General features: G+C 68.5%; 12 protein-coding genes and 1 tRNA gene. 8 read left to right on the top strand and 5 right to left on the bottom strand.

The window, feature by feature from the left end; all coding sequences use genetic code 11:
• The first annotated feature begins 43 nt into the window (after positions 1-43).
• Positions 44-1,741: a bifunctional UDP-sugar hydrolase/5'-nucleotidase gene (locus RBB84_RS22315; RefSeq protein WP_064257187.1), complete on the top strand. Its 1,698-nt coding sequence runs from the start codon at positions 44-46 to the stop codon at positions 1,739-1,741.
• Between the two features lie 21 nt (positions 1,742-1,762).
• Here RBB84_RS22315 and RBB84_RS22310 read toward each other — a convergent pair whose 3' ends face one another.
• Together RBB84_RS22310 and RBB84_RS22305 are read right to left on the bottom strand one after the other, a co-directional pair.
• Complete coding sequence (locus tag RBB84_RS22310) at positions 1,763-2,761, bottom strand: alpha/beta hydrolase family protein (protein WP_064257188.1); 999 nt, start codon at positions 2,759-2,761, stop codon at positions 1,763-1,765.
• Positions 2,762-2,936: 175 nt separating this feature from the next.
• The gene (locus RBB84_RS22305; protein WP_064257189.1) at positions 2,937-4,778 is read right to left on the bottom strand and encodes an NAD(P)/FAD-dependent oxidoreductase; all 1,842 of its coding nucleotides are present in this window, start codon (positions 4,776-4,778) and stop codon (positions 2,937-2,939) included.
• 147 nt (positions 4,779-4,925) lie between these two features.
• On the opposite strand from RBB84_RS22305, the gene RBB84_RS22300 reads away from it, so the two are divergent.
• The 3 genes from RBB84_RS22300 to RBB84_RS22290 all read left to right on the top strand — a co-directional run bounded on the left by RBB84_RS22300 (position 4,926) and on the right by RBB84_RS22290 (position 7,444).
• The gene (locus tag RBB84_RS22300) at positions 4,926-6,188 is read left to right on the top strand and encodes a GAF domain-containing protein (RefSeq protein ID WP_019290322.1); all 1,263 of its coding nucleotides are present in this window, start codon (positions 4,926-4,928) and stop codon (positions 6,186-6,188) included.
• Between the two features lie 82 nt (positions 6,189-6,270).
• On the top strand, positions 6,271-6,669 hold the full coding sequence (locus RBB84_RS22295) for a flavodoxin domain-containing protein (protein ID WP_064257190.1): 399 nt from the start codon (positions 6,271-6,273) through the stop codon (positions 6,667-6,669).
• Between the two features lie 31 nt (positions 6,670-6,700).
• Entirely contained in the window at positions 6,701-7,444 is a 744-nt protein-coding gene (locus RBB84_RS22290) for an MBL fold metallo-hydrolase (RefSeq protein WP_006553497.1), read from the top strand.
• Between the two features lie 245 nt (positions 7,445-7,689).
• Here the strand turns inward: RBB84_RS22290 and RBB84_RS22285 are convergent.
• Positions 7,690-7,777: transfer RNA gene (locus RBB84_RS22285), tRNA-Ser, on the bottom strand.
• Between the two features lie 51 nt (positions 7,778-7,828).
• Positions 7,829-8,299 carry a MarR family transcriptional regulator gene (locus tag RBB84_RS22280; RefSeq protein WP_006553483.1) on the bottom strand — a complete coding sequence of 157 codons (471 nt, stop codon included), beginning with the start codon at positions 8,297-8,299 and terminating at the stop codon, positions 7,829-7,831.
• Positions 8,300-8,418: 119 nt separating this feature from the next.
• Between RBB84_RS22280 and RBB84_RS22275 the strand changes: the two genes are divergently transcribed.
• On the top strand, positions 8,419-9,405 hold the full coding sequence (locus RBB84_RS22275; protein WP_006553482.1) for an NAD(P)H-quinone oxidoreductase: 987 nt from the start codon (positions 8,419-8,421) through the stop codon (positions 9,403-9,405).
• Here the strand turns inward: RBB84_RS22275 and RBB84_RS22270 are convergent.
• On the bottom strand, positions 9,402-10,601 hold the full coding sequence (locus RBB84_RS22270; RefSeq protein ID WP_024102719.1) for a cysteine desulfurase-like protein: 1,200 nt from the start codon (positions 10,599-10,601) through the stop codon (positions 9,402-9,404). The two genes, RBB84_RS22275 and RBB84_RS22270, sit on opposite strands and share 4 nt — an antisense overlap.
• A 146-nt stretch (positions 10,602-10,747) precedes the next feature.
• On the opposite strand from RBB84_RS22270, the gene RBB84_RS22265 reads away from it, so the two are divergent.
• The 3 genes from RBB84_RS22265 to RBB84_RS22255 all read left to right on the top strand — a co-directional run bounded on the left by RBB84_RS22265 (position 10,748) and on the right by RBB84_RS22255 (position 13,144).
• Positions 10,748-11,332: a bacterial proteasome activator family protein gene (locus RBB84_RS22265; RefSeq protein WP_006553480.1), complete on the top strand. Its 585-nt coding sequence runs from the start codon at positions 10,748-10,750 to the stop codon at positions 11,330-11,332.
• A gap of 77 nt (positions 11,333-11,409) precedes the next feature.
• Positions 11,410-12,261, top strand: coding sequence for an ABC transporter ATP-binding protein (locus RBB84_RS22260; RefSeq protein WP_085989319.1), 852 nt, complete (start codon positions 11,410-11,412; stop codon positions 12,259-12,261).
• Positions 12,254-13,144: a glycosyltransferase family 2 protein gene (locus tag RBB84_RS22255; RefSeq protein ID WP_064257191.1), complete on the top strand. Its 891-nt coding sequence runs from the start codon at positions 12,254-12,256 to the stop codon at positions 13,142-13,144. The genes RBB84_RS22260 and RBB84_RS22255 overlap by 8 nt, the downstream gene beginning before the upstream one ends.
• Positions 13,145-13,147 lie beyond the last annotated feature (3 nt).

Here is a 13,147-nt window from a genome sequence, read left to right as displayed (position 1 = left end):
ACAGACTCGGGCGGTCGGATCGGGCGGGTGGCGGAGGAACTGCATGGGGGCAGGCAAGGTGCGGCGCGCCCTGTCGGCCTGCGCAGTCGTCGGCTCACTGGTCGCCTTCGGTGGTGCGGCACCTGCCGGAGCCGCGCCGACGAGCACAATCCCCTCGAACGCCGTCCCGCTCCGGGTGATCGCATTCGGCGACCTGCACGGAAATCTGCTGCCCCCGCAGGGACTGCACGGCGAGGTCGTCCGGTCGGACGGCGTCTCGGTCCCCGCGGGGGGTGCGGCCTATCTCGCCGCCTACGTCCGGCAGCTCAGGGAACAGGCCGACAACTCCGTGCTCTACGCCGTGGGCGACACGTGGGGTTCGTCGCCGCTCGAGTCGGGCCTGTTCCACGACGAGCCGACCATCGCCCTGCTCGACGAACTCGATCTCACCGCCGCGACCCTCGGCAACCACGAACTCGACCGCGGCTACGCCGAACTCGAGCGACTGCGGGACGGCGGTTGCCACCCGAAGGAAGGGTGCCTCTACACCGAACCGTTCGAGGGCGCGAACTTCCCGATCCTCGGCGCCAACCTCACCACGACGGACGGCACACCGGCCGCACTCCCCTACAGCATCGACTACGTCGACGGACTGCCCGTGGGCGTCATCGGTGTCGTGCCGAGCAACACCCCCGACATCATCCGGCCCGACGCGATCGCGGGACTGCAGTTCGAGGACGAGATCGCCGCTGTCAACCGCACCGCCGACATTCTCGGTGCGCTCGGCGTCCGTTCGATCGTGGTGCTCTACAAGGGCGACATCGGGGCCATCGACGGCGACGATCCGTGTCCGAGCGGGGACGACGGAGCGGCGGCGATCGCGACGTCCGTCTCCCCCGACGTGGACCTCATCGTCACCTCCGACGGCGACCGGCACTTCAACTGCACCTACACCGACCCGGCGGGCAGGCCGCGCACCGTCGTGCAGGGTGCTTCGCACGGGCGCATCCTGTCGGTCGCCGACCTCGTCATCGACCGGCAGAGCCGGGAGGTGCTGCGCGACCGAACCGTCGTGTTCACGCAGGTCGTCACGCACGACATCGATCCGGATCCGACCACTCTCGAGTTCGTCGACCGGGCAGTCGAGAAGTCGGCGGAGGTCGCGAACCGGTCCATCGCGCGCATCGGCGCCGACGTCACGCGCAGCGAGAGCCCGAGCGGAGAGTCGGCGCTGGGCAATCTGGTGGCCGACGCACAACTCGCGGCGACGCGGCATCTCGGCGCGCAGATCGCGCTGATGAACCCCGGCGGACTCCGCGGCGACCTCCTCGCCGGCGACGGCACCGTCTCGTACCGGGAGACCTACGCCGTGCAGCCCTTCGGGAGCATGCTGCAGGTGCTCGACCTCACCGGAGCCCAACTCGACGTGCTGCTCGAGCAGCAGTTTCAGGACAGCCCGGTCGGCTCGGAGGTCGAACGCATCCTGGCGCCCTCGCACAATCTGACCTACACGCTCGACCGCCTGGCGCCGCGCGGCGAACGGATCCGTTCGATCACGATCGACGGCGAGGCCGTCGACCCCGAGCGTGTGTACAAGGTCGTGATGAACAACTTCCTGGCCGGCGGCGGAGACGGTTTCACCGTGTGTACGGAAGCGCACGGACTGGTCGGCGCGGGCAAGGATCTCGACGCCCTCAACAACTATCTGGCGACCCGCTCACGCGTGGAGCCGCCAGCCGTCGACCGCATCCGCCTCCACTGAGACGGTGCCGTCGACGCGCGATCAGCGGAGTCGGAGTGCGTCGGCGAGGGTCGGCCACGCGGCCTTGATGTCGTCCTGCCAGTAGCCCCACGAATGCGTACCCCACGGGCGGTAGACGACCTGCGCGGGGATACCGAGTTCGCGGAGGCGACGGTCGTAGGTGACGGTGCACACGAAGGTGCCGATCTCGAGCGGCGCGCCGACGGTGAGCACGTCCTGACCGGCGCCGAGATCGTGCGGGCCGAGCAGGCCGTTGCCGGTGCTGAGGAAGACCTCCTTGCCGCGCAGCTTCTCGGCGAGCAGGTAGGAGTCGTGCTCCTCCCATCGGGCGTCGTCGGGCGGTCCCCACATGTTGTCGGGGTTGCCGCCCTTGTACGCGACGGTTCCGCGGACGGTGTCGCGGGAGCGGTCGCTGGAGGTGTCGTAGCAGCCGCTGAGCGCCGCGACTCCCTGGTAGAGGTCGGGATTGCGGGTGATCAGGGACATCGCCCCGGTGGCGCCCATCGACAGGCCCGCGACGGCGTTGGTGCCGTTGCCGTCGAACTCGGCGTCGATCAGCGGGGGTAGTTCCTCAGTCAGGAAGGTCTCCCACTTGTTGATCCCGAGCACGGGGTCGGGGTTGTTCCAGTCGGTGTAGTAGCTCGCGGTGCCACCCACGGGAAGGACGACGTTGGTGTTCTTGTCGGCGAAGAACCCCGCGATGTCGGTGCGCTGGGTCCACGTGCTCTCGCGGAACTCGGACTCCTCGCCGGCGCTGACACCGTCGAGCAGGTAGAGGGTGGGGCGCGGCCCCGCCGAGGCCGGGTGCAGCACCTGCACCGGCACGACCCGGTTCATCGCGGTCGAGTGGACGAACAGCTTCGTCTGCCTGTCGCCGACCCGCTCGACATGGTCGATCCTGGCCGACACCGGCTGCACGTGCGCCGGTTGTGCATGGATCGGTTGGGCATGGGCGATCGTCGTGCCGGAGACCGGCACCATCAGGGCCACCGCTACAGCCGCCGCGCGTCTCTTCACCATCGAACTCCCCGTCCCCCGACGACCTGCAGTGATCTCACAGTCACTACCTGTACCCGGTCAAGCGGACCTGCACGCGACCCTAATATTCACCCTCCGATTCGTGACGAATCGGAGGATCCACGGCCGCGTCGCCCCCGCCGGGCGGCGGGAGCGACGCGTGGGAGAGCTATGTCGGTCAGCGGAGGTGGTGCACCTCCTGCAACCCGTAGACCGGGGTCGGGAGGCCCTCGTAACGCGCCTTGAGTTGCAGCGCCAAGTAGAGCGAGTAGTGCCGCGACTGGTGCAGGTTGCCGCCGTGGAACCACAGGCCGTCCTGCTGCGTGGGCTTCCACATGTTGCGCTGCTCACCCTCCCAGGGGCCGGGGTCCTTGGTGGTGTCGGAGCCCAGGCCCCAGCACTTGCCCACCTTGTCGGCGACCTCCTGCGAGATCAGGTCGGCGACCCAGCCGTTCATCGAGCTGTAGCCGGTCGCGTAGACGACGAGATCGGCCTCGAGTTCGGTGCCGTCCTCGAGGATCACCGACGTCTCGGTGAGTTCGCGGACGTTGCCGTGGGCGAGCTTGATGTCGCCGTTCGCGACGAGTTCCGAGGCACCGACATCGATGTAGTAGCCGGATGCGCGACGCAGGTACTTCATGAACAGGCCCGAACCGTCGTCACCCCAGTCGTGCTGGAAGCCCGCCTTCTCGAGCCGGTCGTAGAACTCGGCGTCGCGTTCGCGGATCTTCTCGTAGATGGGGATCTGGAACTCGTGCATGATCCGGTACGGCAGGGACGCGAAGGTCAGGTCGGCCTTCTGGGTGGTGACGCCGGCGGCGAGGGCCCGCTCGGAGTACAGGTCGCCGAGACCGAGATCCATCAGCGAATCGGACCGGACGATGTGCGTCGACGAGCGCTGCACCATGGTGACGTCGGCGCCCACCTCCCACAGGGCACCGCAGATGTCGTGGGCACTGTTGTTGGCACCGATCACGACGGCCTTCTTGCCGGCGTAGGCGTCCGGACCCGGGTGGGCGCTGGAGTGGTGCTGCTCGCCGCGGAACAGGTCCATGCCGGGGAAGTCGGGGATGTTCGGCTTACCCGACATGCCGGTCGCGATGACGAGCTGCTTCGGCCGGAGGACCACCGGTTCGCCGTCGCGCAGGACGTTGACGGTCCATTCGCCCGTCGCCTCGTCGTAGCTCGCCGAGGTGCACTCCGACTTCGACCAGTAGGGGACCTCCATCACCTTCGTGTACATCTCGAGCCAGTCCGCGATCTTGTCCTTGGGCGCGAAGACCGGCCAGTTGTCGGGGAACGGCATGTACGGCAGGTGGTCGTACCAGACGGGGTCGTGCAGACACAGCGACTTGTAGCGGCTGCGCCACTGGTCGCCGGGACGGTCGTGCTTGTCGAGCACGATTGCGGGAACACCGAGCTGACGCATGCGCGCACCGAGCGCGATACCGCCCTGACCACCACCGATGATCACGACGTAGGGCTGACGCGTGTAACCGAGTTCGCGTTCCTCGATCTCGCGCTGCTCCGACCACGTGACCCTCTGCTTGTCGGCGCCGTGCTTCGTGCCGCGGGGACGACGCGTGCCCTTGTTCTCCTCGTATCCCTTCAGCTCCTGCATCGTGGTCAGCAGCGTGAAGGCGCGGTCCTGGCCGCTCTCCTCGTCGCGCTTGAGACGCAGGTGGCCGACGCCGCGACCGACCGCGGTCTCGAACGCGATCCAGGCGCTGAGTACGCCGTCGTCGTCGCTCGCTGGTTCGGTGGTGCGGAAGCCGCTGGGATCGGTGTCGGCGAGTCGCGCGTGCAGCATGTCCGAGACGCCCTCGCGTCCCTCGACGGTCTTGAGGTTCCAGGTGAAGGCGACCAGGTCGCGCCAGAAGGAATCGGTGCCGAACAGGCCCGCAGCGGCGTCGACATCGCGCTGTGCGAGGGCGGTTTCGAAAGCTTGCAACCAGGCGTCGACGCGTTCGTCGGGCGTCGCGGTGCCGGAGGTCGTGGGCTTGTCGAGGGTGTCGGTCATGGTGAGTCCTTTCCCGTGGTGATGTGATCCAGGACACTCCCCGCGGCCGGTCCCCCGCAAGCGTTGCGTCACGTTGCACGGCGCCCCACTTGTGGCGCAGCACACATTTGCCACCTATGCTCCGAGGACGACGACGAAGAGGAGACCGTGACCACGTTCAGCGCGATCGCGCCCGGCACCGACCTGTCGCGCTACGCGCGCGAGTTGACGCGGATGCACGACGCGGTCATCGGCGGCGCCCGGTCACCCATGCGACCCCGTCCGCTCGTGTCCCGTTCGTGGCAGCGCGTGCTCGACGCGGGCCTCGATCCCACCGGCACCAACGAACGCAGCCGGCTGCCCGTCGCGGAGATCGAGCGACGTCGCCGCGCGTCCGCCCTCTCCGCGGTGATCGGCGATCTCGAGCAGGTCATCACACCCGTCGCCGACGCCTCGCATCTGCTGCTGGTGGTGACCGACGCCGACGGCGTGATCCTCTGGCGCAGCGGTTCGGCACCGATCCGGTCACGCGCCGACGCCCTCGGTTTCCAGGAGGGAACTGTGTGGACCGAGTCGACCGTCGGCACGAACGCCATCGGCACGGCGCTCGCGGAGGCCGCGCCCGTGCAGTTGTTCTCGGGTGAACACTTCGAGACGACCCAGCATCCCTGGTACTGCACCGCTGCGCCGATCCACGATCCGATCCGCGGCGACCTACTGGGCATCGTCGACGTCAGCGGTCCCGCGCTGACCCTGCACCCGGCCATCATCGCCCTCGTCGACACCGCCGTCCGGCTCGCCGAAGCACAACTGTGGCGACGGCACGAGGTGCGACTCGAACGGCTGCGCACCGAGGCTGCTCCGTTGCTGTCGTCGACGCGGGGACCGGTGCTGCTCGTCGACGAGGACGGCTGGGTCGCGCACGCCTCCGGTATCGCCGCCGAGCGGGTCGCGGTTCCGCGGCACGCACGCCCACTGACCGTTCCCGGTATGGGACTGTGTGTGCCCGAGCGGCTTTCGCACGGCTGGCTGATCCGTGGCGCGGCCTCGTCGTCGCGCATGCGGATGGTGCTGCACGTGTCGTCGTCGCCCACAGTGGAGGTCTTCGGGGACGACGACTCGTGGCACAGCATCGTCACCGCACGTCAGGCCGAGATCCTGCTGTTGCTGCACGAGCGCGGCCCGGACGGCATGACGGTCGCAGCGCTCAGCCGGGCCCTCTACGGGGACGACGACCATGCCGTGTCGGTACGCGCCGAGGTGTCGCGACTGCGACGCGCGATCGGGGACGTGATCGAGAGCAAGCCCTACCGGCTCGCCACCACCGTCGACCTGTCGCTGGATCTCGGTGCGGACGAACGCCTCGCCGACTCCGAGTTCGTCCGCCGGTCGGGGGCGCCGGGGGTGCGGGCACTCGGCGTCTACCGCTGACACGGCCGGGGGGCATGTTTCCGCCCCTCGGGGACCGGGAACGCACCAGTGAACCCAAGCCGCCGAACATGCTGGAGACACAATGACCGTTCTCGTCGTCACGGACAGCTCCGAAGGTCCGGCCCAGAAGATCGCCCGGCTCGTCGCCGACGCGCTGGGAGAGCGGGACATCGACGTCACCGTCGGTGACACCTCCGATCTCGAGCGGTCGGAAGAGTTCGAGGGCGTCGTCTTCGGAGGCGAGGTCGACGCCGGCGAGTACTCGCCCGACACCGTCGAACTGTTGTCGTCGCGGGCCTCCGGGCTGAGTCAGCAGCTCGTGTGGTTGTTCGCGGTGGGCGACGAAAGCACCGAGGACACAACGGATCTGGTTCCCGAACTCGCCGCGCTCGACTACCGGTCGTTCAGTCCGTCCGCAGGTGAGGACGAGGTGCGGTCGTGGGCCGCCTTCATCGCCGACGAGATCGACGGACACAGCTGAACCCGCACGTTCACCCGAGCGAAGGGCCGCCATGCTCCACACGGATGTCGCACCGGGCGTGCATCGCCTCGCGCACGCCGACGTCAACGTCTACCTGATCGAGGACGACGCCGGAGTGACCGTCGTCGACACGGGACTACCCGCGACCGCTGGTCGCATCGAAGAGGCGATCTCACGCATCGGTCGCCGGATCGACGACGTGCAGGGAGTCGTCCTCACGCACGCCCACTTCGATCACGTCGGGTCGGCGAAGCGGCTGCGTGAACGGTGGCGGGTTCCGGTATGGGCGCATCGCGACGAGAAGTTCCTCGCCGCCCACCCCTATCGTTACCAGCACGAACGCAACCGGCTGCTCTATCCCGTTCGATATCCCGCCTGCATCCCCGTTCTCGCCCGGATGACCGTGGCCGGTGCGCTGTGGGTGCGCGGGGTCCACGACGTGACGCTCTTCCAGGACTCCCAACCGCTCGACCTGCCGGGCCGCCCCGTCCCCCTGCACACACCCGGCCACACCTACGGGCACTGCGCGCTGCATCTCCCGGACCGCGACACCGTGATCGTCGGCGACGCCATCGTCACCCTCGATCCGTACACGGGCAGGCACGGTCCGCAGATCGTCTCGGGTGCGGCGACCGCCGACAGCAGGACGGCCCTCGCCTCGCTGGCAGCCATCGCCGGCACCGGCGCGAAGCACGTCCTCGTCGGCCACGGTGAGCCCTGGCACGACGGTGCGGCCGCGGCCGTGGAACGAGCGGTGGCCGCCGGACCGAGCTGACAGGTGTGATCGGTCCACGGGAACCGGGGACATGCCCGCACGGCGCGGGCACACCGGCCGCATGAATGCTCTCGGTGCCACTCTTCTGACCGGCGTCGCCGACCCGAAGCTCGAGGCCTTCTCACGGTTCGACGGAAGCTGGGGACGAGGGGCGCACCTGGATCCTCGAGGAGAAGATGGTCGCCACCCGGCGGTAGAAACGAGAAGAGGCTCCGACTCCCTGACGGGTGCCGGAACCTCTTCCGTGGCGGAAGCGGAGGGATTTGAACCCCCGTTGGTGTTACCCAAGCTCGCTTTCAAGGCGAGTGCATTCGGCCGCTCTGCCACGCTTCCGTGGCAGATCCTAACCGCTCCGCGCAAGCAGGGCATAACCGATTCGCGACCTCAGCGGTCGGCCAGAGTGTGCTCGACGCGCGCGAAGACCCGCGCCAGCATGTCGAGCTCGTCGGCCGACAGCAGGTCGATGAGGTAGTTGCGCACGTCGTCGACGTGGGTGGGGGCGGCCTCCGCCAGACGCCGCCTGCCTTCGTCGGTGATGGTGGCGAGCACACCGCGACCGTCGTCGGGGCACGAGCTGCGCACGACCATCTTCTCCTGCTCCATCCGCCGGATCTGATGGGTGAGCCGGCTGCGTGAGGAGAGCACGCCGTCGGCGAGATCGCTCATGCGCAGGGCGCCCTCGGGGGCTTCGGAGAGCATGACCAGGATCCGATACTCCGCCAGCGACAGGTCGTGTCGGTCGTTGAGAGACCGACTGAGGGCGCTCATGAGACGGTTGTTGCCGTCCATGTAGAGACGCCAGGCCTCCTGCTCCTTTGCGGTCAGCCACTTGGGTTCGTCTCGTTCGCTGGTCACGCCGGGAGTGTAATGCCGACGGCCCGATCCGGTTACCGCACGGTAGCTTCGAGCAGGTGAGCGCGCGGCGAGCGGCGTGATCGTCTCCTCACTGCCCCGCACGCGATAGCGTCGAACACATGTATGCAATCGTCGCCACCGAACCCGGTGGTCCAGAAGTTCTCCGGTGGACCGAGCAGCCCGACCCGGACCTGCCTCCCGGGCACGTACTTCTCGATGTCGCGGCGACCGCGGTCAACCGCGCCGACCTGCTGCAACGGCGCGGCCTCTACCCGCCGCCCCCGGGGGCGAGCGACATCCTGGGCCTCGAATGCTCCGGAGTGATCTCCGAACTCGGCGAGGGTGTGACGGGCTGGAACATCGGCGACAAGGTCTGTGCCCTCCTCACCGGTGGCGGTTACGCCGAGAAGGTCGCGGTCCCTGCCTCCCAGCTGCTGCCCGTCCCGAAGGGCATGGACATCGCGGTCGCCGCGTCGCTTCCCGAGATCGCGTGCACGGTGTGGTCGAACGTCGTGATGACCGCCGGCCTGAAGCGCGGCGACGTCCTGCTCGTCCACGGTGGCGGCGGAGGCATCGGCACACATGCCATCCAGGTGGGCAAGGCGCTCGGCGCGAAGGTGGCGGTGACGGCCTCGGCCGGCAAACTCGACCGCTGCCGCGAACTCGGCGCCGACCTGGCGATCGACTACCGCGAACAGGACTTCGTCTCCGAGGTGCGCACTGCCTTCGGTGGCGCCGACGTGGTGCTCGACAACATGGGTGCGAAGTACCTGTCCCGGAACATCGACGTCCTCGCTCCGGACGGACGGCTCGTCGTCATCGGCATGCAGGGTGGCACGAAGGGTGAACTGCACCTCGGCAAGTTGCTCGCCAAGCGCGGTCACGTCATCGCGACCGGTCTGCGCGGCCGTCCGGACTCGGGGCCGTCGGGCAAGAGCGCGATCATCGACTCCGTGCGCGCCGATCTGTGGCCGCTCATCGAGGAGGCGAAGGTCCATCCCGTCGTGCACGCCGAGCTGCCGATCACCGAGGCGGCACAGGCGCACGAACTGCTCGACAGCCCCGAGACCGTCGGGAAGGTCGTGCTGCGGATCGAACGGAACTAGAGGTTGCGGAGCTCACGGACGAGCTGATCGACCTCGAAGCTCGTGGTGTAGGGGGCGAGGCCGATGCTCACCGCTCCCCCTTCGTCGCTGACGCCGAGGGAGTCGAGGAGCCGGCTCGATCCGCGGGTGCTCGCCACCGTCGCGATGCGGCGGTCGGCGAGATGCGCGGCGACCTTCTCGGCCGGGACCCCGTCGACGGTGAAGCTGAGGGTGGGGACGCGGCTCGACGCGCGGCCGAGCACGATCACGCCGGTGAGACTGTCGAGCTGTCGCATCAGACGGTCGAACAGCACGTCCTGGTAGTTCTGCATCGAGCTGATCGAGATGTCGAGACGCTCGCGGCGCGAACCGGTGGCGTCGTCGTCCAGTGAGGCCATGAAGTCGATGGACGCGGGGATACCGGCGAGCAGACCGAACTGGTGACCGCCCACCTCGAGGCGTTCGGCGCCGCGCGCGTGCGGGTTCAGCGACATGGCCGGAACCCGTTCGAGATGCGCGGGGTCGGAGAAGACGAGCGCACCGATCTGCGGGCCGCCCCACGAGGCGATGTCGACGGTGATGACGTCGGCGCCGAGATCGTCGATGTCGACGTGGGCGTAGGGGGCAGCGCCCGCGGCGTCGACGACCATGAGCCCACCGACCTCGTGGACGAGATCCGCGACGACCCGCACGTCGGGCGCGGTGCCGACGATCGACGACGCCGCGGTGAGCGCGACGAGCCGGGTGGTGGGCGTGATGAGTTCCTCGTACTGCCAGGTGGGCAGCTCGCACGTCTCGATCTCGACCTCGGCCCAGCGCACCTGCGCGCCGTAGCGGCTCGCGACCCGCAACCAGGGAGCGATGTTCGCCTCGTCGTCGAGCCGTGAGAGCACCATGCCGGTGCCGAGCCCGAGGCGGGAACTGAGTGCTTCGGCGAGCCAGGCGAGCAACACCGCGTGGCTCGGGCCCAGGACGACCCCGTCCGGATCGGCACCCACGAGTTCCGCGACCGCGACGCGCGCCTCCTGGAGGATCGCGGCGCTGCGACGTGACGACAGGTGCCGTCCGGTCGACGACGCGGCCGAGTTGCGGAAGGCAGTGGACACGGTGCGCGACACCACATCGGGGATCTGCATACCGGCCCGTGGATCGAGATGGATCCACCCGTCCCCGAGCGAGGGGATCAACCCCCGGATCCGGGCAACGTCGTAAGCCATGGCAGACACTCTAGGTCCCGATGTCAATGGGACGCGCCGTACCTGCACTCGGCGTTGCCCTCTCGGTAGGCTCGATCGGGGTACCCGGCACTCCGGGTCCCTCGGGTAACCGGGCACCCCCGAGGTGGGAAAGGGAGAATGGAGCCATGACGCATCCGGACAACGACCAGGTTCTCGTGATCGGCCCCGACGGCCGGCCCATCCGTGTCTCCCGCGAGGAGGCGGCCCGCGTGGAGGCCGACGGCCGGCCGGAGGAGGAGAAGACCGAGAACGGCGGCGAATCCCTGGCCGACATGGTCGAGCAGCCGGCGAAGGTCATGCGGATCGGCACCATGATCAAACAGCTCCTCGAAGAGGTGAAGGCCGCGCCGCTCGACGACGCCAGCCGCACCCGGCTCAAGGACATCCACCTGTCGTCCATCCGCGAACTCGGTCAGGGCCTCGCCCCCGATCTGCGGGAGGAACTCGAGCGGCTCGCGCTGCCCTTCGGTGAGGACGCGGTGCCCTCCGACGCCGAGCTGCGCATCGCGCAGGCTCAGCTCGTCGGTTGGCTCGAAGGTCTGTTCCACGGCATCCAGACAGCGCTGTTCGCTCAGCAGATGGCGGCTCGTGCCCAGCTCGAGCAGATGCGTCAGGGAGCGCTTCCTCCCGGCGTCGCGCAGGGCGGTCGCGGCCAGAACGATCAATCGTTTCCCGGTCAGACCCACCCCGGAACCGGCCAGTACCTGTAGTCCCACCGGGTACGCCCCGGGACTCGGGTATCGGCGCGACGGGTACGCTCGGGTCCCGTGTCAGCGTCTGGAGCAGCATCGTGAGTCGGGTCAGCATCGAAACGCGCGGCGCGTGCGTCGACTTTCCCATCTTCGACGCCAAGACCCGGTCCTTGAAGAAGGCCTTCCTGGGTAAGGCGGGCGGGGCGATCGGCCGCAACGACTCCGATGTCGTGGTCGTCGAGGCTCTGCGCGACATCACGATGTCGTTGAAGGAAGGCGACCGCGTCGGGCTCGTCGGCCACAACGGTGCCGGCAAGTCCACGCTGCTGCGTCTGCTCTCCGGGATCTACGAGCCCACGCGCGGCCACGCTCGGGTGAAGGGTCGCGTCGCGCCGGTGTTCGACCTCGGCGTCGGCATGGACCCGGAGATCTCCGGCTACGAGAACATCATCATCCGCGGCATGTTCCTCGGGATGAGCCGCAAGCAGATGCTGGCCAAGGTCGACGAGATCGCGGACTTCACCGAGCTCGGCGACTACCTCAACATGCCGCTGCGCACCTACTCGACCGGTATGCGGGTGCGTGTCGCGCTCGGCGTTGTCACCAGCATCGATCCCGAGATCCTGCTGCTCGACGAGGGCATCGGCGCGGTCGACGCGGAGTTCATGAAGAAGGCGCGGGTGCGTCTGCAGGATCTCGTCGCGCGCTCGGGCATCCTCGTGTTCGCCAGCCATTCGAACGAGTTCCTCGCCCAACTGTGCGACCAGGCGATGTGGATCGACCACGGCCAGATCCGCGAGCAGGGCGACATCGAGCACGTGGTGCGCGCCTACGAGGGCGACGAGGCCGGCGATCACGTGCGCACGATCCTCCACGAGCTCGAGCGTGAGCGGATCGCGAAGTCCGCCCCCGACGCCGCGGCCTCGACGGGTTCGAACGGTGGCTGACGAACGGATCATCGGCGTCGTCGTCACACACCGCCGACGCGAACTGCTGGCGGATTCGCTGAAAGTTCTTGCCTCGCAGTCCCGTCCGCTCGACCATCTCGTGGTGGTCGACAACGGCGACGAGGACGCGGTGCGTGAGCTCGTCGACGCGGTGGACCTGCCCACGAGTTATCTCGGCTCGAAGCACAATCTCGGTGGAGCAGGCGGCTTCGCCCTCGGCATCCTGTACGCGCTGTCGCTGGGAGCCGACCGGGTGTGGCTCGCCGACGACGACGGCCGCCCAGAGGGACCGGACGTGCTCGCGACGCTGCTCGACTGCGCGCAACGCAACGGCCTGGCCGAGGTGTCGCCGGTCGTGTGCGACATCGCGCAACCCGACCGCCTCGCCTTCCCGCTGCGTCGCGGTGTGGTGTGGCGGCGGTGGCGGCACGAACTCGGCGACGAGGACCTGTTGCCCGGCATCGCCTCGCTGTTCAACGGTGCGCTCTTCACCGCCGCGGCGATCGACGCGGTGGGTGTGCCCGACCTGCGCCTGTTCGTCCGTGGCGATGAGGTCGAGGTGCACCGGCGTCTCGTCCGCTCGGGACTGCCGTTCGGCACCTGCCTGCAGACGGCCTATCTGCACCCGGACGGTGCCGACGAGTTCAAGCCGATTCTCGGCGGCCGGATGCACACGCAGTATCCGGACAACGACACCAAGCGCTTCTTCACCTACCGCAACCGCGGCTACCTGCTGTCGCAGCCGGGACTGCGCCGGTTGCTGCCCCAGGAATGGGTGCGGTTCGCCTGGTACTTCCTGATCACGCGCCGCGACCCGGCCGGTCTGCGCGAGTGGATCCGGTTGCGCAGACTCGGGCGCGAGGAGAGATTCGAACGCCCCTGACGG

The organism is Rhodococcus sp. D-6, from assembly GCF_040256695.1.
Taxonomy (GTDB): Bacteria; Actinomycetota; Actinomycetes; order Mycobacteriales; family Mycobacteriaceae; genus Rhodococcus; species Rhodococcus pyridinivorans.
Note: the sequence above shows the minus strand (reverse complement) of the source record. Positions and strands in the feature narration are given on the sequence as shown.

Coding starts and splice junctions, on each gene's coding strand:
- RBB84_RS22270 (WP_024102719.1), bottom strand. CDS start 10,601: ATGGCTTACGACGTTGCCCGGATCCGGGGGTTGATCCCCTCGCTCGGG.
- RBB84_RS22310 (WP_064257188.1), bottom strand. CDS start 2,761: ATGGTGAAGAGACGCGCGGCGGCTGTAGCGGTGGCCCTGATGGTGCCG.
- RBB84_RS22315 (WP_064257187.1), top strand. CDS start 44: ATGGGGGCAGGCAAGGTGCGGCGCGCCCTGTCGGCCTGCGCAGTCGTC.
- RBB84_RS22265 (WP_006553480.1), top strand. CDS start 10,748: ATGACGCATCCGGACAACGACCAGGTTCTCGTGATCGGCCCCGACGGC.
- RBB84_RS22275 (WP_006553482.1), top strand. CDS start 8,419: ATGTATGCAATCGTCGCCACCGAACCCGGTGGTCCAGAAGTTCTCCGG.
- RBB84_RS22295 (WP_064257190.1), top strand. CDS start 6,271: ATGACCGTTCTCGTCGTCACGGACAGCTCCGAAGGTCCGGCCCAGAAG.
- RBB84_RS22305 (WP_064257189.1), bottom strand. CDS start 4,778: ATGACCGACACCCTCGACAAGCCCACGACCTCCGGCACCGCGACGCCC.
- RBB84_RS22290 (WP_006553497.1), top strand. CDS start 6,701: ATGCTCCACACGGATGTCGCACCGGGCGTGCATCGCCTCGCGCACGCC.